At 31.6% G+C, this 25,684-nt stretch carries 23 protein-coding genes and 1 riboswitch; of the genes, 8 read left to right on the forward strand and 15 right to left on the reverse strand.

Features of this window, described 5'->3' with window-relative positions; translation table 11 throughout:
- Positions 1–59: 59 nt before the first annotated feature.
- From priA to MHM83_RS11405, 4 genes are all read right to left on the reverse strand, one after another.
- Entirely contained in the window at positions 60–2,504 is a 2,445-nt protein-coding gene (gene priA, locus MHM83_RS11390) for a replication restart helicase PriA (protein WP_239179862.1), read from the reverse strand.
- On the reverse strand, positions 2,504–3,214 hold the full coding sequence (locus MHM83_RS11395) for a hypothetical protein (RefSeq protein WP_239179863.1): 711 nt from the start codon (positions 3,212–3,214) through the stop codon (positions 2,504–2,506). Before MHM83_RS11395 ends, priA begins: the two co-directional genes overlap by 1 nt.
- 107 nt (positions 3,215–3,321) lie before the next feature.
- Positions 3,322–3,543, reverse strand: a complete 222-nt coding sequence (locus MHM83_RS11400) for a VF530 family DNA-binding protein (RefSeq protein WP_073183920.1) — start codon at positions 3,541–3,543, stop codon at positions 3,322–3,324.
- 18 nt (positions 3,544–3,561) lie between these two features.
- Positions 3,562–4,107: a TlpA family protein disulfide reductase gene (locus tag MHM83_RS11405; RefSeq protein WP_047788723.1), complete on the reverse strand. Its 546-nt coding sequence runs from the start codon at positions 4,105–4,107 to the stop codon at positions 3,562–3,564.
- A 300-nt stretch (positions 4,108–4,407) separates the two neighbouring features.
- Here MHM83_RS11405 and gcvT point away from each other — a divergent pair, with 300 nt between their 5' ends.
- Complete coding sequence (gene gcvT / locus MHM83_RS11410; protein ID WP_073183917.1) at positions 4,408–5,490, forward strand: glycine cleavage system aminomethyltransferase GcvT; 1,083 nt, start codon at positions 4,408–4,410, stop codon at positions 5,488–5,490.
- Positions 5,491–5,749: 259 nt separating this feature from the next.
- On the opposite strand, the gene MHM83_RS11415 is transcribed toward gcvT, so the two are convergent.
- Genes MHM83_RS11415 through MHM83_RS11430 form a run of 4 tightly spaced genes read right to left on the reverse strand, consistent with a single transcriptional unit; the run spans position 5,750 to position 10,062 of the window.
- Positions 5,750–6,856: an efflux RND transporter periplasmic adaptor subunit gene (locus MHM83_RS11415; protein WP_047788721.1), complete on the reverse strand. Its 1,107-nt coding sequence runs from the start codon at positions 6,854–6,856 to the stop codon at positions 5,750–5,752.
- 22 nt (positions 6,857–6,878) lie between these two features.
- Positions 6,879–8,123 carry an ABC transporter permease gene (locus MHM83_RS11420; RefSeq protein WP_159491010.1) on the reverse strand — a complete coding sequence of 415 codons (1,245 nt, stop codon included), beginning with the start codon at positions 8,121–8,123 and terminating at the stop codon, positions 6,879–6,881.
- A gap of 2 nt (positions 8,124–8,125) precedes the next feature.
- The gene (locus tag MHM83_RS11425; protein ID WP_167713780.1) at positions 8,126–9,355 is read right to left on the reverse strand and encodes an ABC transporter permease; all 1,230 of its coding nucleotides are present in this window, start codon (positions 9,353–9,355) and stop codon (positions 8,126–8,128) included.
- Positions 9,356–9,357: 2 nt separating this feature from the next.
- The gene (locus MHM83_RS11430) at positions 9,358–10,062 is read right to left on the reverse strand and encodes an ABC transporter ATP-binding protein (protein ID WP_073183911.1); all 705 of its coding nucleotides are present in this window, start codon (positions 10,060–10,062) and stop codon (positions 9,358–9,360) included.
- Between the two features lie 149 nt (positions 10,063–10,211).
- On the opposite strand from MHM83_RS11430, the gene MHM83_RS11435 reads away from it, so the two are divergent.
- Positions 10,212–10,625 (forward strand): thiol-disulfide oxidoreductase DCC family protein, encoded by a 414-nt coding sequence (locus MHM83_RS11435; RefSeq protein WP_239179864.1) that lies wholly within the window; start codon positions 10,212–10,214, stop codon positions 10,623–10,625.
- A gap of 80 nt (positions 10,626–10,705) precedes the next feature.
- On the opposite strand, the gene MHM83_RS11440 is transcribed toward MHM83_RS11435, so the two are convergent.
- The 4 genes from MHM83_RS11440 to MHM83_RS11455 form a co-directional block, all read right to left on the reverse strand.
- The gene (locus MHM83_RS11440; protein ID WP_239179865.1) at positions 10,706–11,977 is read right to left on the reverse strand and encodes a CARDB domain-containing protein; all 1,272 of its coding nucleotides are present in this window, start codon (positions 11,975–11,977) and stop codon (positions 10,706–10,708) included.
- A gap of 14 nt (positions 11,978–11,991) precedes the next feature.
- Positions 11,992–13,080 carry a YncE family protein gene (locus MHM83_RS11445; RefSeq protein WP_239179866.1) on the reverse strand — a complete coding sequence of 363 codons (1,089 nt, stop codon included), beginning with the start codon at positions 13,078–13,080 and terminating at the stop codon, positions 11,992–11,994.
- Between the two features lie 4 nt (positions 13,081–13,084).
- Positions 13,085–14,965, reverse strand: a complete 1,881-nt coding sequence (locus tag MHM83_RS11450) for a TonB-dependent receptor plug domain-containing protein (protein ID WP_239179868.1) — start codon at positions 14,963–14,965, stop codon at positions 13,085–13,087.
- Between the two features lie 31 nt (positions 14,966–14,996).
- Positions 14,997–15,190, reverse strand: a riboswitch (cobalamin riboswitch).
- A 9-nt stretch (positions 15,191–15,199) separates the two neighbouring features.
- Complete coding sequence (locus tag MHM83_RS11455) at positions 15,200–16,138, reverse strand: ABC transporter substrate-binding protein (protein ID WP_239179870.1); 939 nt, start codon at positions 16,136–16,138, stop codon at positions 15,200–15,202.
- 101 nt (positions 16,139–16,239) lie between these two features.
- Here MHM83_RS11455 and MHM83_RS11460 point away from each other — a divergent pair, with 101 nt between their 5' ends.
- The 6 genes from MHM83_RS11460 to MHM83_RS11485 all read left to right on the forward strand — a co-directional run bounded on the left by MHM83_RS11460 (position 16,240) and on the right by MHM83_RS11485 (position 21,066).
- A complete protein-coding gene (locus MHM83_RS11460) occupies positions 16,240–16,743 on the forward strand; it encodes a bifunctional adenosylcobinamide kinase/adenosylcobinamide-phosphate guanylyltransferase (RefSeq protein ID WP_239179872.1) in 504 nt (167 codons plus the stop codon).
- 3 nt (positions 16,744–16,746) lie between these two features.
- The gene (cobT, locus tag MHM83_RS11465) at positions 16,747–17,784 is read left to right on the forward strand and encodes a nicotinate-nucleotide--dimethylbenzimidazole phosphoribosyltransferase (RefSeq protein ID WP_239179874.1); all 1,038 of its coding nucleotides are present in this window, start codon (positions 16,747–16,749) and stop codon (positions 17,782–17,784) included.
- A gap of 2 nt (positions 17,785–17,786) precedes the next feature.
- On the forward strand, positions 17,787–18,557 hold the full coding sequence (locus tag MHM83_RS11470) for an adenosylcobinamide-GDP ribazoletransferase (protein ID WP_239179876.1): 771 nt from the start codon (positions 17,787–17,789) through the stop codon (positions 18,555–18,557).
- Positions 18,542–19,069: an alpha-ribazole phosphatase family protein gene (gene cobC, locus MHM83_RS11475; protein WP_159615013.1), complete on the forward strand. Its 528-nt coding sequence runs from the start codon at positions 18,542–18,544 to the stop codon at positions 19,067–19,069. The genes MHM83_RS11470 and cobC overlap by 16 nt, the downstream gene beginning before the upstream one ends.
- Positions 19,070–19,081: 12 nt before the next feature.
- The gene (locus tag MHM83_RS11480; RefSeq protein WP_239179878.1) at positions 19,082–20,194 is read left to right on the forward strand and encodes an ABC transporter substrate-binding protein; all 1,113 of its coding nucleotides are present in this window, start codon (positions 19,082–19,084) and stop codon (positions 20,192–20,194) included.
- Positions 20,195–20,298: 104 nt separating this feature from the next.
- Positions 20,299–21,066 (forward strand): hypothetical protein, encoded by a 768-nt coding sequence (locus MHM83_RS11485; RefSeq protein ID WP_239179880.1) that lies wholly within the window; start codon positions 20,299–20,301, stop codon positions 21,064–21,066.
- 53 nt (positions 21,067–21,119) lie between these two features.
- On the opposite strand, the gene MHM83_RS11490 is transcribed toward MHM83_RS11485, so the two are convergent.
- The 3 genes from MHM83_RS11490 to MHM83_RS11500 all read right to left on the reverse strand — a co-directional run bounded on the left by MHM83_RS11490 (position 21,120) and on the right by MHM83_RS11500 (position 25,588).
- A complete protein-coding gene (locus tag MHM83_RS11490) occupies positions 21,120–21,728 on the reverse strand; it encodes an alpha-ketoglutarate-dependent dioxygenase AlkB family protein (protein ID WP_239179882.1) in 609 nt (202 codons plus the stop codon).
- 131 nt (positions 21,729–21,859) lie between these two features.
- Complete coding sequence (locus MHM83_RS11495; RefSeq protein ID WP_239179884.1) at positions 21,860–23,056, reverse strand: hypothetical protein; 1,197 nt, start codon at positions 23,054–23,056, stop codon at positions 21,860–21,862.
- Between the two features lie 84 nt (positions 23,057–23,140).
- Entirely contained in the window at positions 23,141–25,588 is a 2,448-nt protein-coding gene (locus MHM83_RS11500) for a M1 family metallopeptidase (protein ID WP_239179886.1), read from the reverse strand.
- Between the last annotated feature and the right edge of the window lie 96 nt (positions 25,589–25,684).

Genomic DNA, 25,684 nt, shown 5'->3' on the forward strand with positions numbered 1-25,684 from the left:
GTCTAAATTGAAACTTTCAGTTTCGTAATCCGCAAAAGCCCCAGACGTTAGCAAACCTCTTAATAAGCATCCACATCTACAATAAAACGGATAGGTCTAAAATCTTTTACGGCTTCAAAGGTATTTTTAATTTTTTGTAGCTGTTCTTTGGTTTTTCCTAAGGATTGTTTTGGCGGAATTTTAATCACCAAATTTTTAATATACTGGTTACGAATACGAGAAACCGCAGGTGCCGAAGGTCCCAATACATTTTCGTGAAATACATTTTGTAAGGCTTTCGCTAACCAGTTGATACCGTTATCAACACGCGTGTAATCTTTGTGTTTTAAGGTAATTTTTATCAAACGATAGTACGGCGGATAATGAAACTGCCAACGATCTTGCAACTGCTCTTTATACATTTCTGTATAGTTGTTAGTAGATACCTGCTGTAAAATCTGATGATACGGATTGTAAGTTTGTATGGCTACATTTCCTTGCTTTTTAGTACGTCCTGCCCTACCCGATACTTGTACCATCAACTGAAAGGCACGTTCATGTGCTCTAAAATCAGGGAAGTTGAGCATAGAATCTGCATTCAGGATTCCTACCAACGATACATTTTCAAAGTCCAATCCTTTGGAAAGCATTTGCGTTCCTACCAAAATATCAATTTCTTGGGCTTCAAAAGCCCCAATAATCTTTTGATACCCATATTTACCACGCGTGGTATCTAAATCCATTCGTCCAATGGTATGGTTTGGAAATAGCTCTTTGAGTTCTAGTTCAATCTGTTCTGTTCCAAAACCTTTGGTATCTAAGGTAGCACTACCACAAGCGCCACAACTATTCGGCATTGCACGTTGGTAATGACAATAATGGCATTTTAACTCCTTACGGAATTTATGGTAGGTTAAACTCACATCACAATTCGGACATTGAGGAGAAACACCACAAGTTGTACACTCTACCACAGGCGAAAATCCACGTCGGTTTTGAAATAAAATAACCTGCTCTTTTTCCTCCAACGCTTCCGTAATCATTTTTAATAAACGATCCGAAAAATGACCATTCATTTCCTTTTTTCGATGTTTTTCTTTAATGTCTATCAGCTCGATTTTAGGCAACTGAATGTTTCCGAAACGACGAGTTAATTCTATAAATCCGTATTTAGATTGTGCAGCATTGAAATAACTCTCTATTGACGGTGTTGCAGAACCTAACAATACTTTTGCTTGATGTAAATGACCTAATACTACCGAAGCATCGCGTGCGTTGTAACGTGGTGATGGTTCAAATTGTTTATAAGATGTTTCGTGCTCTTCATCTACCACAATCAACCCTAAGTTTGAAAACGGTAAAAACAAAGAAGAACGCGCTCCTAAAATAACCTGTGCTTTTGGTTTATTTTCTAACACGTTATTCCACACCTCTACCCTTTCGTTTATCGAATATTTAGAGTGGAATACTGATATAAAGTTTCCAAAATAGTTTTGTAAACGGGTAATAATTTGGGTTGTTAAAGCGATTTCTGGTAGTAAAAACAATACCTGTTTTCCTTCAGCAATCACTTCTTTAATTAGTTTTACATAAATTTCTGTTTTACCAGACCCTGTAACCCCGTGTAATAAGCTTACTTGCTGTGTTTCAAAAGAAGTTTTTATTTGATTGAAAGCTTCCTGCTGAAATTCATTCAACTCTTTTATCTGATTCGTTTCTCCTTGATAGCTAATTCGATCGGTTTGAATATGATAAAATTCAAAAATATCTTTCTCTACCAAGGCTTTTAAAACTGCGGAAGAAGCTCCCGATTGTTCTTCTAAATCTTTTGCTTTTATTGGCTTTTTAGCCGCCGCTAATTGAAAATACGTCAATACAGCTTCTCGTTGCTTTTTCGCTCTTGAAAGTTCCTCTAAAAGCGTTTGTAAGCCTTCATTTGAGTTATAGTTGTTATGTAACCGAACATACTTAACCAGTTTAGGTTTGTATGTTTCATAAATCTCTTCTTTAATGTAAATCGCACTCTTCTCTATTAATCCATTAATGATAGGTAGCACGGTTTTCTTTCCTAAAATATCAGCAACCTGATGAATGGTTAACTGTGAATGATGTTGTAAGGCTTCAAAAATTAAAAACTCCTCATCGGTTAGTATTGCTTCCTCTTCAAAGTTTTCATTTTTATAGATGATGGTTTCACTTTCTAGCAGAAAAGCGGATGGTAAAGCTGCCCTATACACATCGCCTAACGAACACATATAATAGCTCGAAATCCATTGCCAATGTTTTAACTGTTGTTCCGTTATAATAGGCGTATCATCTAATATTTGATGAATGTCTTTGGCTTCGTATACTTCGGGTGCATTTTGGTGAATGTTAAACACCAATGCGGTATATATTTTACTTTTTCCGAAAGAAACCGCTACACGCATTCCTTTTTTTAAGAAAGAGGCTTCTGCTTCGGTTACCGTATAGGTAAACGTTTTTTGCAACGGAATGGGTAATATGACGTCGATGAAATATGGCATTATTCTACTATTTCTAATGGAGCTGGTGGTGGGGGTGGCGGAAACTCTATTAAATTACCCTTCTTATCAAACAATCTGAAGTCTTTTTCCAATAATATTTGAAGAGGATATACTCTCTTTAAAGAATCTATATTTTTCTTTTGAAAACTATTAATAAAATTAAAATATGATACTGATATAGTATTCAATGCTTTATATACTCTTTCTTTAGATTTTTTAGTTAAATCGCGATACCTAAATAGTATTATACTTCTATCTGGACTATCAGAATATCCATAATCTTTTCCCCAATTTAACAACTGTTTATTTAAATACTCTTCAAAATTTTTAACACTAAGAACTTTTTCATCTTCATGAAAAAAAAGTGTTTTTTCTTCTTTAAAGTCGCCTTCCAATACAATTATATTTTTTTCTTTAATACAAAAAGTTGGCAAATGACACTTTATAAAAAAATTAATATTTAGGGGTATATCATTATTTTGTGTTCTTACATACTGTTTCTTGTGAGTAATCTCGTCATAATACTCGCATTTTTCTATATAGTTTTTGAAACTAATAATTGTATCTAAATCAAAAACAAAAGTTGAGTCTGTATTTTTCTGTGTAGGAAAAACATCTTTCATAGTTAAGGCTTGTTCCTTTACTGTTTTGGAACAAGAAATAATTAGCAGAAATAAAACAGGAAGTATGTAAAAAGTGGGTTTCTTCATCTAATATCAAAACTACACAAAAATGAGTAGACTATAAATACTAAGTTTGTGTATTTAACCTTTAGCTTGTACGGTATTTTATACTAAACTCTAAAGGGTTGTTTGATTTAATTACTTATCATTTCTAAGTACAACCTTTCTACTTTAGCTCTCGCCCAAGGTGTTATTCTTAAAAATTTTAAACTAGAGGTATAGGTTGGATTCTTTTTAAAGGCATTTATATTCAACATCTCTCCCATTTCTTCCCAACCATATTCCAAGTATAATTCTTCTAACATGGTGGCTAGTTTTATTCCGTGAAGCGGATTGTTTGGTTGTTCTTGACTCATGCTACAAAGGTAAATATTCTATTGTAGTAATTCGTCTAACAAAATTCTAAATTTATCACTATTCCAATCGGCAGGTCCTTTTTTATCTACGACAATAGTTCCATTCTTATCAATTATAAACGTCGCAGGAATTGAATTGCTTACCAGTTGACCTGGTACTTTTGATAAAATGTTATACGTTGGTAAATCATACCCTTTGTCTTTATAAAAAGCCTCAATAGTCGTCCAGTCTTCGTTACTCACAAATACAAATTCAACCTTGTCTTTATAATCGTCATATAACTTTTGAATACTTGGCATTTCGGCAATACAAGGTGGACACCAAGTTGCCCAAAAATTTACAAAAACTACTTTGTTCTTAGTTTCATTAAAATCTATATTCGAAGTATTTAAGCCTTTAAGATTCCAATTGTAGTCGTTTAACATTTCTCTTTTTTCTTCAGTAATAGTTGAAGGAGAAAACGAAACTAACCTAATAAAATAAATTTTAGTTGGTGGGTATAATAATAGGCCAATTATTATAACAAATGCAATGTTTAAGATTGTTTTTTTGTTCAGCTTCATTAAGTTTATCCTTTGATTCAGGTTGTCGTTTCAAACGTTAAGAAATTACAACAACTTTTTCTTTTAATTTTTCATCAAATCTACTATTCTTAGCTAAAACAAAGAAAATATTAACAAACATTTGGGTAATATACTCTTACATATTACTCAGATTCAACTGTATTGTTTGCTAATTTTTCAATACTTTAGCATCACTTTTTTAAACAAACAATACACAATAATAAAACCAACATGAATAAAATAATGTTTACTTATTATTTTATTCGTTAAAAGGTTACAAAAACAATAAAAAACAAACACATGAAAAATACAGCTTTATCACATGTACATGAGGCTTTGGGAGCAAAAATGGTTCCTTTTGCAGGTTATAATATGCCTGTACAATACGAAGGAGTAACTGCTGAACACGAAACTGTTAGAAAAGGAGTTGGTGTTTTTGATGTAAGTCATATGGGAGAGTTCTTTTTAAAAGGAGAAAATGCTTTGGCTTTAATTCAAAAAATATCTTCTAACGACGCTTCTAAATTAGTTCCTGGAAAAGCACAGTACAGCTGTATGCCGAATGCTGATGGAGGAATTGTAGATGATTTAATTATTTACATGATTGCTGAAAATGAGTATATGTTGGTAGTAAACGCTTCTAATATTGAAAAAGATTGGAACTGGATTTCTCAACACAACGATTTGAATGTTGAAATGGAAAATCGTTCTGAAGATTGGTCGTTATTAGCTATTCAAGGTCCTAAAGCTGCAGAAGCAATGCAATCGTTAACTTCAGTTGATTTATCGAATATTAAATTCTATACTTTTGAAATCACTGATTTTGCTGGAATTCCGAATGTAGTAGTTTCTGCTACTGGATATACTGGTTCTGGTGGATTTGAAGTATATGTAAAAAATGAAGATGTTGAACAACTTTGGAACAAGGTTTTTGAAGCTGGTAAAGATTGGGGAATTAAGCCTATTGGGTTGGCTGCTCGTGATACTTTACGTTTAGAAATGGGATATTGCTTATATGGTAACGATATTGACGATACGACCTCTCCTTTAGAAGCTGGCTTAGGATGGATTACTAAGTTTACGAAAGACTTTGTAAATGCTGAAGCTTTAAAAGCTCAAAAAGAAGCGGGTGTTACTCGTAAATTAGTTGCATTTGAATTAACTGAGCGTGGTGTTCCTCGTCATGATTACGAAATTGTTGATACCGATGGAAACAATATTGGTCGTGTTACTTCAGGAACGATGAGTCCGTCGTTAGGAAAAGGAATAGGGTTAGGATATGTTACTATTGAAAACTCTAAAGTTGATAGTGATATTTTTATCCAAGTTCGTAAAAAACAAATTCCTGCTAAAGTAGTGAAGTTACCTTTTTATAAAGGTTAATAATATTTCTTAAAAAAAAGCAGCTTTTAAAAGCTGCTTTTACCCCTTAAAGAATAATTTAATTTTCCCCAAAAAATTAAATTAAATGCTCATTTTTACTTTGAGCACTTCAAATATCTAGAACAAAAAAGCCTTTTTAGTTTTAACTTCCTTAAATGACACCTTTTTAGATATGAGTGTGTTATTTTATTCCTTAAAAGTAAAAAAGCAGCTCCTAAAAGAACTGCTTTAATACTGTAAATCAATAATTTAAATATTATTAATCTTTTTTCTCATCGTCTTTTGATGCTTTGTTCCAGATTTTAATTTCATCAGAAGCAGTAACTCCTTCTAAAACTTCAATATTTACTCCGTCTGAAACTCCTAGTTTTAACTCACGCTTTTCAAACTCCTCATCTCCCTTTTTTATTTCTACATAAGGCTCTTCTGTTTTCTTATCAAAACGTAATAACGATTCTTTAATAGATAAAACACTATCTTTTTTCTCTAATACTATATCTGCATTCGCACTGTATCCTGCTCTTACAAAATAATTATCATCAAGTTTTACATCTGCTTTAATTTTAAACTGTACAGCACCATTTTCTTCTGTTCCTTTTGGCGCTATAAAGTTTAATATTGCTGGAAATTTTTTATTTTCAATGGCTCCTAATGAAACTTCAATGTTTGATCCTTTTACTAATTTTCCTACTTCTGATTCATCTACTTTACCTTCAAAAATCATTTTCTCCATATCAGCTATTGTTGCTATGGTTGTACCTTCATTAAAGTTATTTGATTGAATAACTTGATATCCTTTTTTTACAGGAATTTCTACAACCATACCAGAGGTTGTCGCTCTAATATTTGTATTAGCTCCGGCAGAACCTACAGATCCTTTCTTAATTATTTGATAATCGTTTTGAGCATTTCTTAAGTCATTTTTTGCTTGATTGTATGATAATTGCGATGCTTCAAAATCTTGACTAGAAATTACGCCTTTGTCGAATAAGTTTTTATTTCTATCATATTGCGTTTTTGCATTGTTTAGTCTAATTTGTATAGAGTTAATCATTCCTCTGGCACTTTGTAACGATTGTTCGTTAGGTACTACTCTTACCGTTGCTAACAAATCACCTGCTTTCACTATTGCTCCTTCTTCAACAACTATTTTATCTATAATTCCTGCTATTTGAGGTTTTATTTCAACTTCTTCTAAAGGAACAACTTTTCCTGTAGCTACTGCTTTTTTAACAATTGTAGTTCTGAATGGTTTCTCTGTTTCATAGGTTACCACACTTTTTTGATTTTTCTTTCCTAACCAAATTAGGATGACTACAAATAATAGTGCTACTATTCCTAAGATAATTTTTGCTCTTTTGCTCATGATTAATTGATTATTTCTTTTTTTATTCTTCTCTTAATGCTTCGATTGGTTTTACTACTGTTGCCATATATGCTGGTATTAATCCTATTAAAGTTCCTAAAATTACTAGGATTGAAAAGGCTAGCATTACTATGGGTATATTTACGGTTGGATTTACTAATGTTGGATCGTCTCCTCCTCCTACTAAAAGATCTAATAGGAATAGAACAAGTCCTCCAAAAATAATTCCTAGCATTCCTGCCACAGTGGTTAAAAACACTGACTCTAATACTATTTGTCTTTTAATACTTATTGGAGTTGCTCCTAAAGCTCGTCTAATTCCAATTTCTTTCGTACGCTCTTTTACGGTAATTAATAAAATGTTACCAATGGCAAAAACTCCTGCTATTAAGGTTGCAATCCCAACAAACCATGTTAAAAACTGCATTCCTGTTAAAAAGCCCATTAATTTATCTATTTGGTCTCCTAAATTTACACTTCCAAAAGCTCTTTTATCTTCTGGGTGTACTTTATGCAAGTTTTTTAAGGTTAACAAAATATCTTTTTCCATCTGCTTGATATCTACTCCTTCATTAGCTGTAATCATCATCCAATCTACTTTATTAGATGTGTTGTATACTTTTTGAAAGGTTGTAAATGGAATGTAAGCTGTATCTCCATCAATATCTATAGTATTTGAAGGTTTATATACACCTACAACTTTGTAATTAACGTTACTAATTTTTACATACTGCCCAATAGGTACTTCTTTTTTATCAAAGAGTTGTTTGTACATATCTTCCGAAATAACACAAACTTTAGAGTTGTTCTTTATATCATTCTGATTGAGAAATCTTCCATAGATCAAATCTTTCTTTTGTACACGATCTAAAACGGGATAATCTCCACTAACCTGAAAATCACCTGATTTAAAATCTTTAACAACAGTACCATTAGTTTGATTTCTAGGCGCCAATAACTTTATTTCATTACTATATTCTTTTTCAAGAACTTCAATATCTTTAAATGTTAAATCAAATCTTCTTCCTTTTTGAAACCCTTTAAAAGGCATGTCTGTTCTCTGTGTCCATAAAAAAACACTGTTGGTAGCAAAATCTCCAAAAATTCTTTTAAAGTTATTTTCCATACCACGAGCAGCTCCTAATAAGACTACTAATATGAAAATTCCCCATAGTACCCCTACAATGGTAATACCTGTTCTTAATTTATTTTTACGAATACTTCCGTAAATTTCTTGCCAAGTGTCTGAATCAAATAAAAACTTCATAATTAGTCTGCTCTTAGTGCTACAATTGGTTTAATTTGTGCTGCCTTTTTTGCTGGTAAATACCCTGCAATTAATCCTGATAAGATTAAAATAATGGTAGCTCCTATTACAATTCCCGGACTTACACTTGGGTCTTTTATAAAGTATTTTTCTAAACTATCTCCAATAGCACTTAAAATATAGGTTCCTAAACTTAAACCTAAGTACCCTGCTATGGTTGTTATTAAAATAGACTCTTGAATTACCATACCAATAATTGATGCAGGTTTTGCTCCTAAAGCCTTACGAATTCCGAATTCTTTTGTACGTTCTTTAATAACAAAAATCATAATATTACTAATACCAATAATTCCTGCTATTAAAGTTCCAGAGCCTACAAATATGACAATAAAGTACAATGCAAACATAAATTGGTTGATTCCTTTGTTTGCTTCTGCCATATTTCTTACGGATAAAGCACTTTGGTCATCAGGGTGAATGTCTAACTTTTTACGTAAATCTCTTTCTAGTCGATTACCAAACGTAATAGCCTGATCTAAATTTAAATCTGGATTATACCCTATATTAATTTGACTGATATAATCGTTATTTCCGTATAGTTTTTGTGCTGTTGTTACAGGCATGTAGGTTAATCGTTCTTCATTATCTCCTCCTTTATCTGAAAATATTCCGACCACTTTATATGAAATACCATCAACATTTACTCTTTTTCCTAAAGCTGGTTTTTCTCCAAATAAATCTTGTTTAACAAGACGACCAATAATAATAACCTTTGCATTATTTTTTAAATCTAACTCGTTAATATACCTTCCTTCATCAATAATTGTTTTTTCTAAAAATTGATGATCTGGGTGTACAGCTCGTAATTGATAATTATTTTGATTGTTCTTATAAGTTATATTTACACTCTTGTATATTCTTGCTGTTAAATGTTGAATCTTGTTTTCATATTCATCTTTAACATAATCAAAATCCTTATTTTTTAGCTGAATTCTTCTTCCTGTTTGTAACCCTTTGTATGGCTTAGAGGTTTTCCACACTCTTACAAACATAGCATTGGTTGCATCGTCTACAAAAGCTGTTTTAAACTGATTTTGTAATCCAGATACAATTCCAAATAATAGTGTAAACAATAAAATTGCAAAAGCTACCGTAAATCCTGATAAAACCGAACGCAGCTTATTTTTACCAATACTTTGAAATATTTCTCTCCAGCGATCTAAATCAAACATAATTAAATTGCTTTTGCTTTATTCGTTGCTGTTTTTGTTAACTCATCGCTAATAATAACACCATCTTTTAACCGAACAACTCTATTAGTTTGTTCTGCTACTTCTTCTTCGTGTGTAATTACAAAAACAGTCATACCTTCATCGTTAATTTCTTTTAATAAATCCATTACCGAATCGGTTGTTGTAGAATCTAACGCTCCTGTTGGTTCATCTGCTAATACAACTTTTGGCTTGGTAGCTAAAGCTCTTGCAATTGCTACACGTTGCTTTTGACCTCCAGAAAGTTCATTTGGTAAGTGATTAGCCCATTCTTTTAACCCTACTTTTTCAAGATATTCTAAGGCTATTTCTAATCGTTCTTTTCTGCCAACTCCTTTATAGTATAATGGTAATGCTACATTTTCTAAAGCTGTTTTATAAGAAATCAAATTGAATGACTGAAAAACGAATCCTAAAAACTTATTACGTAATACTGCAGCTTTCTTTTCATTTAAGTTTTCTATCAACTGTCCGTTTAAGTAATAGTTTCCTTCATCATGTGTATCTAATAAACCTACAATATTTAATAAGGTAGATTTCCCCGATCCTGAAGACCCCATAATTGATACAAATTCGCCTTCTTTTATATGTAAATCTAATCCTTTTAAAACATGAAGTGAGTCTTTTCCTATAGGATAAGATTTGTGAAGATTTTCTATTCGAATCATAGTGTTAGTTAATTTTTAAATAAAAAATAAATACTAATTCTTCTAATCTACTAATAAATTATTGTTAAATCATTATTTACTTTCTTACAAGACGCTTAATTTTGATTTATGTTACAAGTTAACACTTAATTTTTTGAAAAAAATTAAATATGAACAATTTACCTAGTAATAAAAAAGTGATTTTATTTGATGGTGTCTGTAATTTTTGCAACGATAGTGTGCTAAAAGTTATAAAATATGATGTCAAAAATCAGTTTGTTTTTACTTCTCTTCAATCGGATATAGGAAAAGAAATTACACAATATTTAGGGATAGATACTTCCAAAGTTGATTCTATTATTTTATACGAGCCAAATGTTGCTTATGATATTAAATCTACAGCTGCGCTAAAAATTATGAATGCTTTTGGTGGAGTTTGGAAATTAACGCTATTTTTTTTGATATTTCCAGAGAGTTTTAGAAACTTAGTATACGATTACATTGCTAAAAATCGTTACAAATGGTTTGGTAAAAAAGATGCATGTATAATTCCTTCTAAAGAAATACAAGATAAATTTTTATAAAAAAATAAGCTCACCAAATTGGTGAGCTTATGCATAGCAATATTTCCCTGTCTATTGGTGAGAGAAAGTATGTTATAAATCTATTCCCTGTAAATAATTTTTCTTTTTCCTTCTTTATTAACTATATAAAAGCCTTTAGGTAAAGATTTCAACAACTCTTTCTCTTCTATATCACTAGTCAACTCTTCTTTTCTTATTAATTCTCCATTCATGTTTTTAATTGAAAGTAATTTACTGTCTCTTGATGAACGCCTCTTATAATTTTTAATATTTAATTTTATTGATGAGAACTCATTATTATCCTCACCTTCAGCTCCTTCATAAACGTCATTATTTTTGTCCACTTTTATATGCAAATACGCATTTCCTATAATACCATAAGTACTGGATAAGTCCCATTGACTAAACGAAATACTTCTTGACTGACTTTTATTTGGATTAATATTTGCTAAACTTATTTCCTTAATCAACCCAGCATCTTTTATTTTATTAGTTGTTGAAATGTAAAATCCAACTTTTGTTTTTCCAGATGCTATTTTACCTTTATTATCAGTTTTTAGGTATATCTGGAGTTCATCGTCAGTATGGATAGGAAAAACTGTATTATATAATATTGATACAGTACCTGTAGAAAGTGAAGGGTTTGAAATAATAACTGTAGACTTTCTTTCATCTATAACTAAATCTGGGTCACCTGGACATCCATTATTTGCTTTTTTCCCAGCTTCATTAGGGCATTCATCTTCATTATCATACACTCCATCTCCATCAGAATCTGTATCTATAAATATCCCGTTGTTACAACCTGTACAAATATCATTTATTGTAAACCTTTTTACCCCGTTTGTAAGTCCTGCATATGGGTCTCCTTCTGAATTAATTTGCATAGCAGGTATATGACCTGTTATCATAATAAAAACAGTCAATTTATATTCACCAGTAGGAAATTTATTATTGAAATTAATATCACTTAAATCTATTAAACCTGATCTTTCGGTATACACATCAAGACTTCCTCTTTTTTCTACTTCTTTTGCAGTAAAATCAATTACCTTATTATAAAAACCAGAAGGAATAGGTCCCCTAAAATTATACCCGACGTCATTATTTTCATAAATAGTCATTCCATGATATAAAAACCCATATGGTCTATATGGTGTTCCCGAAGGTCTAAACGACTTGAACTCTACATAGAATTTATAAGGTGTTCCATGTTTTTGTAGTGAATTAGGGGCTTTAATAAATTTAACACTCTCTTCAATAATTCCATACGAAGATGATGACTGAGAAAACAGAATGTTAGATTTTAAAAAATAAATAAATAGTACGAATAAATAAACTCTCTTTTCCATTTTTTTTTGTTTTTTTAATTAAAATAAATTTTTGAAGCTCCTACTCCTACTTTAGTTTTGTATACTTTAGCTTCTGTGTTTAAATCATAAACAGTTAAGTTAGATAGCTCAGAATTTGGAAATTCATAGCTAACAGTGTAAAGGTTATTATCCTTAACGTTCATTCCATATATTCCTCCTACTTCAACTCCTTCTGTTGCTAAAACTGTGGCTTCTTCATTTATTGAGTATACTTTTTCATCTTTTCCTTTATAGTAATGTATTTTCCCATTTTCATATGCCATTAAACTTGCATTCTCTTTTGCTGGAAAATCAATACTCTTTATAACCTCATTATTAGATAAATTAATAAAAGAAATAGAAGACGTAGTTCTGTCAATAACCTCCCAGCTTGAGTTATAAACTGGTTTCCCTTCAGATAAAACAATTAAATTTCCTGTAGTATCAAAAGCCATTTCATCAGGGTTATCATCTACTGTTATAGTTGAAATAGTATTGTTATTATTTAAATCTATTACAGAAACAATATTATTTGAACCATAGGCTCCTTTATGTGAAACATACAGCTTATTGTCTTTATTTAGTATTTGTTCAGGACCTATCGCAACATCTATTTTAGAATCAACTTCTAACGTGTTTAAGTTAATAACTGTTACATAATCATCATCAATATCATTTCCCCATTGTGTCTCTCCCCAGTTGGTCACATATCCTTTTCCGTTTACAATAGTCATATATCTTGGGTTTTTTAAGTCTGTAGTAATTTGTCCTTTCTTTTTGAAAGTATATCGATCAACGACTACAATTGTATTCACATCATTTAAAATAATATAAGCTTCTGTCTCAGAAAAAGCTATTGACTGAATTAACCCTCCTAACAAAGCTCCATTCTTACCTGCATAAATAAAGTTTTGAGATTCTGTTAACTCTTTATTGATATAAGAAATAGATCCGTCTTTATTATTAAAGACACCTTCTGCACTTACAATGACACCATTATCGTACTTGTCTCTAATTACTTCAACTATTTTGTCTTCACCAGAACAAGAAGTAAGAACTATACTTACTAAAAAAAGCTGTAAAAGTAGTTTTGTTATTTTCATTGGTTTAAAATTTATAATTTAAATTGATATTAAAATTTGTTCCAGGCATAGGACGTAAATTTGAGAAATAATACACTTTATTGAATATATTATTTAGCATAAACCCTAATGTTGGAAGTTTTGTTTGTTTTGTGGATAAGTTAAAATTCACTCCTACATTTTGAACATGTATTGATTCTAAAGAGTAAAAATCTAAGTTTGTTTCATTAGTATACACCTTACTTTGATGTAAGCTTTGTATAAAAAAATTAAACCTTTTATAATTATAATTGATATTAAAATTTAATAAATGCTCAGGTGCATAAGGAAGTGTTTTTTTTGTTTCTGTGTTTTCTGCCAAAGTAAATGTATAGTTAGAAGAAAAATCAATAATATGTTCCCCTATCTCTTTCTTATAACTTACAAAAGTTTCTACACCTTTATTTATTACATCGTTTACGTTTCTTGGTCTCCACAAATTACTACCCCCTGTTGGTAACCAAAGAATTTTATCATTAATATAGATATAAAATAATGTAGATTTTATGTTTAAATTTTTCTTTTTAAAAGAAGCTCCTAATTCTCCTTGTTTTGAGCTTTCAGGTGTTAAATTTAAGTTTCCTACTACAGGCCAATACATTTCATTATAAGTAGGAACTCGATAATTTGTTGAAAAATTGGCTAGAATGTTTAATTGATTAGTTAATCTATATTCTCCTCCTACGAATAACGACAGAGGCACATTAAAATCAGAATTAATTTCTTTTCTAACCTGTACATTAGTTATTAATTTTTCAATAGGCTGATATTTAACACTACCAACAAACGCTACAGAGTTTCTTGTTTTGGTATTAACATCTGTATTTTCACCATTAATATTTTCATACATCGTTTTGTAGTTAAACGATAAGATGTTTGATGGTTTATAGGTTAAAGAATGATTAACTAACGCTGTTTTAGATTTTCCAAAACTATAATTTTCAGCATCTTTATTTCCGTAATACCTATATTCCTGCGTTAGGTAAGCTAAGTTTAGTTCTTGTTTAAACTGTGACGAAAATGCATATTTCCACTGTAGTAAGTTTCTTTGATTAAAATCTTCATTTCGTTCACTTCCAGCAGACGGGTTCGGCAATCCATCAGAAAACAAACGATTTCCATAGTAGGCAGTCGAATAAAACGATAAAGAATTTGTAGGACTAAACTTATAACCTATGACAAAATTAACTCCGTAATTTTTGTATTTACCATTTTCATTAGTTAGTAAATTACCTTCGCTATCTTTATAACGTTCATCTATGTATGTGTAATCATTATCGGAATAATTAAACGTAGAAGCTAATTTTATACTCCACTTACCTGTTCCTGCTGAACTTTTAAAGAAATTAGACGTTGTATTGTAACTTCCGTAAGAAGTAAATAATTGAAATTTTTGATGCTCTTTAAACAACAATTCATCTTTCAAGTCTACCGTACCACCAATGGCACCAGAACCATATTCAGCACTATTTCCTCCACTTTGAACAATGATATTATCATTCAAACTTGCAGATAATGAATTAAAATCTGTTTGTCCGCTTCCTACAGCATTAATGGGAATACCATTCCATAAAACCAACGTATTTGAAGCCGATGTTCCTCTAAAACGAGCGGTACTCACACCTCCATTTCCATAATCTCTAAAAGCTATTGGACTATTATATCGTAGAAGGTTTGTTAAGTTGATAGGGTTTTTTGTTTGTTCTTTAACTCCAATCTTTAATTCTTTTGTAGCAATGCGTTTTTTTTCTACATTTCTCTTCCCGTTAACTATTACCTCTTTTAATTTATTAACAGTTATAGTATCTCTTTGGGAAAAAAGATTAGTTGTAAAAAACAGTATAAATATTATTGTTATTTTCTTCATTATACATTAAACTTTTATCCCGAAAGTTTTAATTAAATTATAATAATTGGCAGGTCTCCTGGCTTGCGTCTTGTAACATACCTTCCCATTAAAAAACAGTGGTTTGAGTAATTGTTACAAGCTTAATAGCTTACAGTTGCGGGAACAGCTTCGGTTTTACACCGAATTCCCTTTTAATTCTCTTTAATAGATGATTAAAGAAAAACCAAAAATCACGGCAAATGTATAGTATTCTTATAAATTAGCAACCATCAAGTCATGATAATTTGCGAATTTTGTTTGTAAGTTTTCTGGAAGCGTATAATAAGCTGGATGAATCATTTTTGCCAAACATTCAATTCCTTCTACTAAAGTTCCTGCAGAAGATTGTGTAAACATGGCAAAATCCGCAATATACACTTGTTTATTTTTTACCGCTCTCAAAGACGTCCATTCCTCTCTTTCTTCTAAAAACTTCATATCTTCAAGAGTTCTCTCAATTCCATACCCGCAAGGAGCGATAATCAATACCTCTGGATCGTATTTTACAATTTTATCCCAAGAAATTACAATACTATCTCCTGATGGATGCGATAACAAATCGATTCCACCTGCATAGCCTATTTGATGAGGAATCCAGTGTCCGCAATTGAACAACGGATCAATCCACTCTAACAACATCACACTTTTCGACTGAATTCTATATTCACGTTGTACGTCTACAATATCATAAATACGCTTTTTCAATCCACTTACATACGCCTCTCCCACTGCTTCCTGCTTCATTGCTTTTGCAATAGTTAATGCATTATCAAAAACATCTTCTAAAGAGTTGGGTGTGATAGAAATTAATTCTGGAACCTTTGGCAATTTATATGCTGACTTTGCAACAGATTCTGTATCAATCTGACAAACATCACATACATCTTGTGTAAAAACAATATCTGGTGCTATACTTTCTAAAACAGGTTCATCAACATAATACAACGTCTTTCCTTCTGCCTTGGTTTTAGAAAAAATAGCCGTTATTTCTTTACTCGTTAACACTTTTCCTTCTAACTTATATCGAACAGCTACTTCTTTTTCCTGTAAAGCTACTTCTGGACACTCAAAAGTTATTCCGTTTAAATAGTTCTGTAAGCCCATGTCATAAATCATTTGGGTTACTGCTGGCATAAAAGAAGATACTGTCATAATTCGTGGTTTTAGTTCAGCAAAAATAAACAGTTCTCTATTTTAATTTGTTTTTTATTAAAAATCTTTCCAATCTTTGTGTCAACAAAAAATGCGATTTCATGATATATTATATCTCAGGAGGTGAACGCTCAGGTAAAAGTAGCTATGCTCAAAAGCTAGCCGAATCTTTATCTGACACCCCTATTTACCTAGCCACCTCTCGTATTTGGGATGAAGATTTCAAACAACGAGTTGACAGACATATTTCTGATAGAGATGAACGCTGGAGCACTGTTGAAGAAGAAAAATGGTTAAGTAAGGTGATCTCTGACAAACAAACGGTGGTTGTTGATTGTGTTACACTATGGCTAACAAACTTCTTTGTAGATACAAAATACGATATTGAAAAGGCATTAGAAATTGCTAAAGAAGAAATTAACAAGTTGGTTGAAATTGACGCCAATATTATCATCATTTCTAATGAAATTGGTATGGGATTACATGCCAATTCTGAATCTGGAAGAAAATTTACACAACTACAAGGCTGGACGAACCAATACATAGCAAAATTGGCTGATAAAGCAACTTTTATGGTATCTGGACTTCCTTTAACTTTAAAATAACACATGACAACAACAATAACTCCTATATCAAAAGATTTACAGAACGAACTTCAAGAAGAAATCAACTTCAAAACCAAACCTATTGGTGCTTTAGGAAGTTTAGAAAAAATCGCCATGCAAATTGGTTTAATTCAAAATACCACTACACCTGTACTCTCAAAACCTACTATTATGGTTTTTGCTGGAGATCATGGAATTGCTACCACAGGAAAAGTGAGTCCGTACCCACAAGAAGTTACACAACAAATGGTATTTAACTTTTTGCAAGGAGGTGCTGCTATTAATGTGTTTTGTAAACAGAATAACATTCATTTAAATATTGTAGATGCTGGTGTGAATGCTGATTTTGAAACACATCCACAGCTTACCAATGCCAAAATAGCAAAGGGAACACAAGATTATAGTACTACCAAAGCTATGACTTCAAAACAATGCCAAGAAGCTTTAGAAAAAGGAAGACAATTGGTAAGAAAGGTGTATAGTGAAGGTTGCAATGTTATTGGTTTTGGTGAAATGGGTATTAGCAATACGTCATCTGCGGCTTTGTTAATGAGTTATTTTACCAATACACCTATTGAAAACTGTGTAGGTAGAGGAACTGGAGTTGATGATAAAGGACTACAAACAAAAATCGACATATTATGTGAAGTCTATAAGTTACACGCCGATTCTATTTCAACACCTATGGAAGCCTTAACTGCTTTTGGCGGATTTGAAATTGTAATGATGTGTGGAGCCATGTTAGAAGCTGCTTCTTTAAAAATGACTTTACTTATTGATGGTTTTATTGTTACTGCTGCCCTATTGGCCGCTCATGCTATGGAATCTGATATTTTAGACTATTGTATTTTTTGTCATAATTCAGGTGAACAAGGGCATCAAAAAATGTTAAAATTTTTAAACGCTGAACCACTTTTAAACTTAGGTTTACGTTTAGGTGAAGGCACAGGTTGTGCGGTTGCATTTCCTATTATTCAATCGAGTGTAAACTTTTTAAACGAAATGGCTACTTTTAAAAGTGCCAATGTTAGTGAAGCCTAGTTATGATAAAAAGACAAATCCATTATTTTTTAACTGCTGTATTGTTTTTTACACGAATTCCGTGTCCTAAATGGGTAGATCATTCTCCTGAAATACTCAACAAAAGCAGTCGTTATTTTTCTTTAGTAGGAATTGTAGTCGGAAGTATTGCAGCACTAGCCTATTTTGCCTCTTCTTATATTTTTCCTACGGATATTGCGATTGTAATTAGTATGATTAGTTCTATTTGGATTACAGGAGCTTTTCATGAAGATGGATTTGCCGATGTATGTGATGGTTTTGGTGGTGGATGGACCAAAGAAAAGATTTTAACCATTATGAAAGATTCCAGACTAGGAACTTTTGGAGTGAGTGGTTTGGTCTTTATCCTAGCGATAAAGTTTTTAGCTTTATATCATTTGCAAAACCTATCAGTTAATTTAATTCTAGTAATTATTTCAGGGCACAGTATTAGCCGATTTATCGCTACGGTTTTATTGTACACACATGACTATGTAAGAGATATTGACAGTTCTAAAATAAAGCCAACCACCAAACAAATGAGTAGTAAATCGCTACTCATATCAGCTATTTTTGGAATAGTACCTTTATTTTTCTTTCAAAAACCAACGGTATTTTTAGTATTACTTCCCTTATTACTTACCTATTTGTATATGGGGCACTTTTTTAAAAAATGGATTGGAGGTCAAACAGGAGATTGTGCGGGTGCTTTGCAACAAGTAGCTGAAATTGTTTTTTACTTAAGTTTACTTGTCTTATGGAAGTTATTTTAGTACGACATACCACACCTAATATTGCCAAAGGTATATGCTATGGTCAAGCAGACATAAAGGTTGCGACTACTTTTGAAGAAGAAGTGAGCAATATTCTAAAAAAAGTTCCTGTCAACGACGCTGATGTAACGTATTATAGCAGTCCCTTACAACGTTGTAAGATTTTAGCTGAAAAACTTTCAGCTAACGTAATTTTTGACAACCGATTGAAAGAACTTGATTTTGGTGATTGGGAACTCCAAAAATGGAACGATATTGATAAGAAAGAACTCGATATTTGGATGAACGATTTTGTAAAAACTCCTGCTAAAAACGGAGAATCTTATATCGATTTACACAATAGAACTACCAATTTTTTAACCGAATTAAAAGCTAAAAACTTCCAAAAAGTCGTGCTTGTTACGCATGCGGGTGTAATGAGAAGTCTTTGGTCGTATATGAATGAAATTCCCCTGGGAAAATCATTCGAACTAAAACTAAATTACGGAGATACACTTACCCTACATTTATAAAAACTTATTACTATGAAACGTTATTTACTTATTTTTTCTTTATTACTTCTGTTTTCACAATGTAAGCAAGAAACTAAAAAAACTACCGAAAAGAAACTAGTCAAAAGCACTGTAAAATACGCCAAGGGATTTGATATTATCTTAGAAAACGGAGTAAAAAAATTAGTGATCAAAAAAGCTTTTCAAAGCTCTCACGACCTATACTCTTATACGCTTACCGATAAAACCGATCTTTCTAAAAATGAAATTAAAGTTCCTATCGAAAAAATGGTGGTTACCAGTACTACACATATTCCGATGTTAGAACTTTTGAATGCTGAAAATACTATTGTTGGTTTTCCGCATACCAAATATGTTTCTTCAAAAAGAACAAGAAATAGAATTGACGAAGGTTACATTGTTGAATTAGGCTTGGAACAAGACATGAATACCGAAAAGTTGATTGATATTGAGCCTGAATTGGTTGTTGGTTTTGCTCTTCATCCAAATACGAAACTATACCAAAACATCAAAAAAACGGGGATTCCTGTGATTTTTAATGGAGATTGGTTGGAAGAAACTCCTTTAGGGAGAGCGGAATGGGTTAAGTTTTTTGGAGCTTTATACGGAAAAGAAAAGGAAGCAGATAGTATTTTCAACAACATAGAAGCGGAATATCTAAAAGCAAAAAAAATTGCTAAAAACAGCGACAAACAGCCTACCATCTTATCTGGAAGTATGTTTAAAGATGTTTGGAATGTTCCTGCGGGTGAAAGTTTTATTGCGACATTTTACAATGATGCCAACTTAAATTACTTATGGAAAGACACCAAAGGAACCGGTAGCTTACCTCTAAGTTTTGAAAGTGTATTGGAAAAAGGACAACACGCTGATTTTTGGTTTAACTGCGGCTTGTATGCTACTAAAGAACAGTTAACTACCGCAAACATTCATTACAAAGAATTTGATGCATTTACCAATAACAAGATATTTTCTATTGGACATAACAAAGGAGAAACCGGTGGTTTAATTTACTTTGAACTCTCTCCTGTACGACCCGATTTAGTATTAAAAGATTTGATAAAAATTACACACCCTAATTTGTTACCAGAATACAAATTGACTTTTTATAAAGAGGTTGAGTAACTTGGTTTGATTCTTAATCTTTAAACTAGTAACTTAGCTATCAATAGATATGGTTTATTGAAACAAAATCATATTCTTAGTCATATTATCCCTAATCTGAAAAAATGACTGAAGTTGAATTAAATGAACTAAAAAATATTGAAGAATTAAATTCCTCCGGTTGCCAATACACCATAATGTATATGGCTAGAATTCATTCACAAGCTGAATTTTTATTTGCTAAAGTCTTAGCTCTTCGTGGAAAAGTTTACTCTAATTATGAAGCTTCAGAAATAATAGAAGCATTTACAATTAAAACAATCTGTGATTGGGAATGGTATGTTGAAAAAATAATTTATGAGTGTTTAAAAATAGACACTTCGCAACTCTCTAAACAATTAGAATTGAACTTACCTAAAACTATTAGCAATGATGAATGTGTAGCTTATCTGAATGGATTGGGATATTTTGACTTAAAAAATGCGAGTAATTTAAAATCGATTGGAAGAAAGATCTTAACAGAAAAAAAGAATCCTTTTCAAAATATATCATCCGAAGCCAAAAATTACATAGATGATTTTTACTCTTTAAGAAATTATGTAGCACATAAGAGTAGTAAATCTAGACGAACTTTGATTAAAACCTACTCCAAATACAATCAAGATAAGTTTATTGAAGTTGGAGAATTTTTACTTTCAAAAACAGATAAAAACAAAAATAATATTCGTTTTCAAGATTTCGGAGGTTCATTTTGGCTAGCTTCATTTAATATAATGGAATTTGCTTACCCAAAAATATACAAATGGATAGTTCAAGATGAAAAAATTTACAATGACAAATGCCATTTACGTTTTCATCATTTAATGGAAATAAGTCCGAATAATCCTAAATAGATAAAAACTTAGACTACATCTTACACCGAATAAAATTAATTGTTAGTGCTAGCCTACCTCACAATCGTTCTAAACGTTAAGTTCACTCGTGGTCGGTGGACTTTTTTTGTAGGTGGTAATCGGTGTAACCAATGGGTTTGAGTTTCGTCTTTCATCACCAATAACGAACCATGCTCTAATACTTTGTACACCGTTTCTTTCGTCTGTTTGTGTTTAAAACCAAAACGTCTTTCTGCGCCAAAACTCAACGAAGCAATCGCTCCGTTCTTTTTTAAATCTTTTTCCCCATCACTATGCCACGCCATTCCTTCTGAACCATCGTGGTATAAGTTCAGTAAACAAGAGTTATAGGTTTCTCCAGTTTCTTTTTCAACTAATTCTTTTAACGCTAACAATTCTCTCGTAAACGGTAAGGCTGTTTTTGTAATGTTAGAATAAGAATATTCAAAAGGCTGTTCGGCATACCAAGCTACTTTTCGTTTGGTTACCATGCGTTTTCCAAAAATAATAGCTTCGTCATTGCGCCATTCGATAGAATTTAATAAAGCCTCATAATAATAGTCTGCTAGTTTCTTAGATAAAACTATTCCATAGTAGTTTACTGTTCCGTCTTTTGGAAGTAAGTTTTTAGGAGCATCGTCAAGTTGTGAGAATAAGTCCATCGTTGTAAAAATACGACTAAATAATAAACGACATAGCGAGGAGCAACAGCGACGTGGCTACCTCATCATTTTAAAAAGATTCCTTCATCCCGTTCCGAAGTTTCGGAAACGGGATTTGGAATGACGATGTCTTAATTTCTAAACTTATTTCGTGTGATAATATGTTTGAGTTTCTGTTTTAAGTCGGTTCCTGTATCGTATACCATTTGTTCGTTAGAAGGAAACGCTACCGAAGTTTCATCGAGTAAATCTATAAACGATTTATCCAAAGCTCTCCTGTCTCCATCATAATCGGCATAAATATGTTCAAAAATAAACTCACTTTGTATAGGAAAACGATGTAATAACTGATTTGTTCTATTGTCAATATATTTTACAACACCTGTAACTTTACTACTCTTAAATTGTGTAAACTTATAAAAGTTACAACGTATTCTTTTAAACTTATCTACTTTTATTTTGTTTCCTAAACTGTCTTTTACATAATTTCCGTTATTATCTCTTAAATACTTAAAACCATCTTTTATACGTCGTTCTTTAATAACTTCTTTTTCGTGTACTTGTTCAGGAGAAATTAAAATATCTGTAAAATCTAACTCTAAATCAAAATCATAACGAATATTTCTATCCTTTTTTGCGTGATATTGTGTCCATAAATCATTCAATCCATACGTATTAATCGCTAATAAATCTCTTTCTAATCTTTTTGGAATTATTTGATCTGTTCTATTTCTAACAGAAACATGTACATAATCAATTCCTTTAGCATGTGCTTCTTCTATTAAGTTTCTTGTATCTCTATAATTAGGACTAATATTGTCCAAGTGTCTTAATTCATCAAAAGCTCTTCTATAGTTAATTTTATTTCTATATCCTTCATTTAGCAAGGCTACACCATTTTCATACAAGTAACCAGCATAGTTTTCTTTTGCCGCAAGAATTTCATCAGTATAATTAACAAGTTTAAACTTGGCATTTCTACCAGAAGATAAAATTCGTAATGGCAATAATGGTTTTATTCGCTCTTGTCTGTTGTTAAGACGTTGATACAATGTATAAATTGTTTCAAAGTTTTCAGGATTTTGCTCTTTTTCTAAAAAAGAAATTCTGTCTAAATCTCTATCTGTTGCTTTTCTAAAAGCTTCCTGAAGCATTAGCACATGTGGTTGATTCTTTTCTTTGGTTTTATTCTTAGCTAATTTTTCAATAGATAATGAAATTGCCTTCTCATAATTACCAGAATTAAGTGCCTTTTCAGTAGTTTTTACACTACTACAAGATGCTAGTACTAGTACTGATAAAACAAGTAGTAAAGTAGTTTTTCTCATAAAGTTTAAGTTTCGCAAGAAAATTCAATTATTGTGCCAAAACTAAGTATTCTTTTTAACTTAAACTTTATGAAACTATACAATTTATTCAAGTAGCTTCGCCATAGCTATTTGAATAACTTTAAGATGCTTTTCTTTATTTGATGGCTTGTTAGTTTTTTGCATTTGAGCCATTTGACGTAACAAGTTAACTCCTACCTGATCAAAGTTATATTGTTTGTATTGAAGTCCTTTTGCTACAATATCGTCTGATAGGTTTTGAATAGCCTCTGTATTATTACTTTTTCCAATCTTATCAAATGCTTTTTTATACAATGATTGAATTTTCTTGTTTGGACTTAAAAACATTCCAGACATTACATTACTTGCTATGAAACTTAACTCTTCATCATCGTTTTCTTCTAAATAAATACGTGTTAATGGTGTTGCAATAATCTTTTTTACTGCTAAAGGCAATGTTTTTGATTTTTGAATGGCTAACTGCTTATCGATATAATACATTCCTACCAACGACTTTCCTAATACAGAATATGATTTACTTTCTAACCCTTTTTCAAACACCGGTTTTAATGCTGGATCTGTTAACTTTCCTAACGTTTCAATTGCCGCTGCTTGTACCAACGTTTTTGGATCGTTTTGAGCTATTTTCATTATTTGATCAATCACATTCTTTTTTGAATATTTATTGATTAAATTAATGTTCTCCAAGGCTAAAATCCTAATCTTATAAAAATCGTTATTCAGAGCGTCTGCAACGGCATTAAACCCTTTTTTATCATCTTGATGTTTTGCTACTTCTAACAAAGCTTCTCTTTTATGCACGTAGTTTTGAGCATATTTTAATTGATGAATATAATCGCTCAATACTTTATTTTCGTTAATATCGCACAACAATACCCCGTCTGCATTTACTTGAATTAAATCTGGATGGTTTGTAAAAGGAAATGTAAATGACGCATCTCTTCCTTCAACAAATACGTTATGTCTTGTTCTTTTACTTCCTTCGAAAACATCAATAGCAAACGGAAATTTAAATTCATTCATTTGAGATTGAATAATATTTACGGTTACTGTTTTTCTTAGTTTATTAAAGTCATAAGAAATAGATAACTTCGGATGTCCGCTGTTAAAATACCACTGATTGAAAAACCAGTTTAAGTCTTTACCACTTACTTTTTCAAAAGCTAAACGTAATTGGTGTGCTTCTCCTGTTCCGTACTTATTATCTGTTAAATACGTGTTTAATCCTTCATAAAAAGCTTCATCTCCTAAATAGTTACGTAACATATGTAAAATAGCGCCTCCTTTGTTATAACTAACCGCATCAAACATATCTTCTTTATCATCGTAATAAAAACGAACTAAATGTTTATCAAAATTTTGTCCGCTTTTATAACCTTCAATATCTTCAAACAAGTGTGCATCTGCCTCATCTTTTCCATATTTATACTCTAACCATAAATACTCGCTGTAATTAGCAAAACTCTCGTTTACAGTTAAGTTACTCCAACTTTCGGTAGTTACTAAATCGCCAAACCAATGATGAAAAACTTCGTGTGCAATGGTGTTTTCTTGTACGTTTTCATCAATTAATTGTCCCGGAGTTTGATAAGCTCTTTCCCCGTGAATTACTGCTGTGGTATTCTCCATTGCACCACTTACATAATCACGTCCAACAATTTGTGCATATTTATTCCATGGATATTCAATTCCTGTAATTTTTGAAAAGAATGCTAACATTTCAGGAGTATTCCCAAAAATATCTTTTGCATATGGTGCATATTCCTTCTCTACATAATAATCTACAGGAATATCTTTGTATTTATCTTTAATAATCTCATACTCTCCTACTCCCATAAAAAACAAATATGGTGCATGTTTTTGAGTAAAATTCCAATAATCGGTACGAGTTCCATTAGCATTGGTAGTTTGCTTCTCTAATTTCCCGTTAGAAAGCGTTACATACTTTTGCGGAACAGTCATATAAATTTCCTGTGATGTCTTTTGGTTTGGAGCATCAATTGTTGGAAACCAACAACTACTTGCTTCGGTTTCACCTTGCGTCCAAATTTGAGTTGGTTTGTTTTTATCAAAACCTGTTGGATTGATAAAGTACAACCCTTTTGCAGATGTAATAGCTGCACTTCCTTTTTGTTTTACCCTTTCTGGTCGCGCCGTATATTTAATATATAATGTAAACTCTTCGTTTCGCTTATAGGTACGAGGTAAGTTGATAATTAACTCATAGTCGTCATAATTATACTCTAGTGGTTGATTATTCATTGTTACTTTATGAATAACCATTGCTTTAGCATCTAACGTAACTTTATCTGTTTCATAAAAATGAGGTGTTAAGGTTACCCATTCTTCCCCATTCATTTCTTTTTCTTGAAAGTTAAAATCTACTTTTAACTTCGTATGAACTAAATTATGAACTTTATCTCTTTCAGCTCTATATACTTTATTTGATTGGGAAAATAAGCTTGCTGTAAAGAAAACAGCGATAAAAACAAGGAGTTTGTTAAATTTCATATGTTTTTGTTTAGAGTTCAAAAATATGAAATTCTATTGGGAGGCTTGTTAATGAGCCGTTAAAAAGAAAAAGCCACCAGATGATCTGATGGCTCT

The sequence above is a fragment of the Tenacibaculum sp. Mcav3-52 genome (genome assembly GCF_022347665.1).
Taxonomy (GTDB): domain Bacteria; phylum Bacteroidota; class Bacteroidia; order Flavobacteriales; family Flavobacteriaceae; genus Polaribacter; species Polaribacter mesophilus.

Excerpts from the sequence above, each read along its gene's own strand:
- priA (WP_239179862.1), bottom strand. The coding sequence starts at position 2,504 with ATGCCATATTTCATCGACGTCATATTACCCATTCCGTTGCAAAAAACG.
- MHM83_RS11395 (WP_239179863.1), bottom strand. The coding sequence starts at position 3,214 with ATGAAGAAACCCACTTTTTACATACTTCCTGTTTTATTTCTGCTAATT.
- MHM83_RS11400 (WP_073183920.1), bottom strand. The coding sequence starts at position 3,543 with ATGAGTCAAGAACAACCAAACAATCCGCTTCACGGAATAAAACTAGCC.
- MHM83_RS11405 (WP_047788723.1), bottom strand. The coding sequence starts at position 4,107 with ATGAAGCTGAACAAAAAAACAATCTTAAACATTGCATTTGTTATAATA.
- gcvT (WP_073183917.1), top strand. The coding sequence starts at position 4,408 with ATGAAAAATACAGCTTTATCACATGTACATGAGGCTTTGGGAGCAAAA.
- MHM83_RS11415 (WP_047788721.1), bottom strand. The coding sequence starts at position 6,856 with ATGAGCAAAAGAGCAAAAATTATCTTAGGAATAGTAGCACTATTATTT.
- MHM83_RS11420 (WP_159491010.1), bottom strand. The coding sequence starts at position 8,123 with ATGAAGTTTTTATTTGATTCAGACACTTGGCAAGAAATTTACGGAAGT.
- MHM83_RS11425 (WP_167713780.1), bottom strand. The coding sequence starts at position 9,355 with ATGTTTGATTTAGATCGCTGGAGAGAAATATTTCAAAGTATTGGTAAA.
- MHM83_RS11430 (WP_073183911.1), bottom strand. The coding sequence starts at position 10,062 with ATGATTCGAATAGAAAATCTTCACAAATCTTATCCTATAGGAAAAGAC.
- MHM83_RS11435 (WP_239179864.1), top strand. The coding sequence starts at position 10,212 with ATGAACAATTTACCTAGTAATAAAAAAGTGATTTTATTTGATGGTGTC.
- MHM83_RS11440 (WP_239179865.1), bottom strand. The coding sequence starts at position 11,977 with ATGGAAAAGAGAGTTTATTTATTCGTACTATTTATTTATTTTTTAAAA.
- MHM83_RS11445 (WP_239179866.1), bottom strand. The coding sequence starts at position 13,080 with ATGAAAATAACAAAACTACTTTTACAGCTTTTTTTAGTAAGTATAGTT.
- MHM83_RS11450 (WP_239179868.1), bottom strand. The coding sequence starts at position 14,965 with ATGAAGAAAATAACAATAATATTTATACTGTTTTTTACAACTAATCTT.
- MHM83_RS11455 (WP_239179870.1), bottom strand. The coding sequence starts at position 16,138 with ATGACAGTATCTTCTTTTATGCCAGCAGTAACCCAAATGATTTATGAC.
- MHM83_RS11460 (WP_239179872.1), top strand. The coding sequence starts at position 16,240 with ATGATATATTATATCTCAGGAGGTGAACGCTCAGGTAAAAGTAGCTAT.
- cobT (WP_239179874.1), top strand. The coding sequence starts at position 16,747 with ATGACAACAACAATAACTCCTATATCAAAAGATTTACAGAACGAACTT.
- MHM83_RS11470 (WP_239179876.1), top strand. The coding sequence starts at position 17,787 with ATGATAAAAAGACAAATCCATTATTTTTTAACTGCTGTATTGTTTTTT.
- cobC (WP_159615013.1), top strand. The coding sequence starts at position 18,542 with ATGGAAGTTATTTTAGTACGACATACCACACCTAATATTGCCAAAGGT.
- MHM83_RS11480 (WP_239179878.1), top strand. The coding sequence starts at position 19,082 with ATGAAACGTTATTTACTTATTTTTTCTTTATTACTTCTGTTTTCACAA.
- MHM83_RS11485 (WP_239179880.1), top strand. The coding sequence starts at position 20,299 with ATGACTGAAGTTGAATTAAATGAACTAAAAAATATTGAAGAATTAAAT.
- MHM83_RS11490 (WP_239179882.1), bottom strand. The coding sequence starts at position 21,728 with ATGGACTTATTCTCACAACTTGACGATGCTCCTAAAAACTTACTTCCA.
- MHM83_RS11495 (WP_239179884.1), bottom strand. The coding sequence starts at position 23,056 with ATGAGAAAAACTACTTTACTACTTGTTTTATCAGTACTAGTACTAGCA.
- MHM83_RS11500 (WP_239179886.1), bottom strand. The coding sequence starts at position 25,588 with ATGAAATTTAACAAACTCCTTGTTTTTATCGCTGTTTTCTTTACAGCA.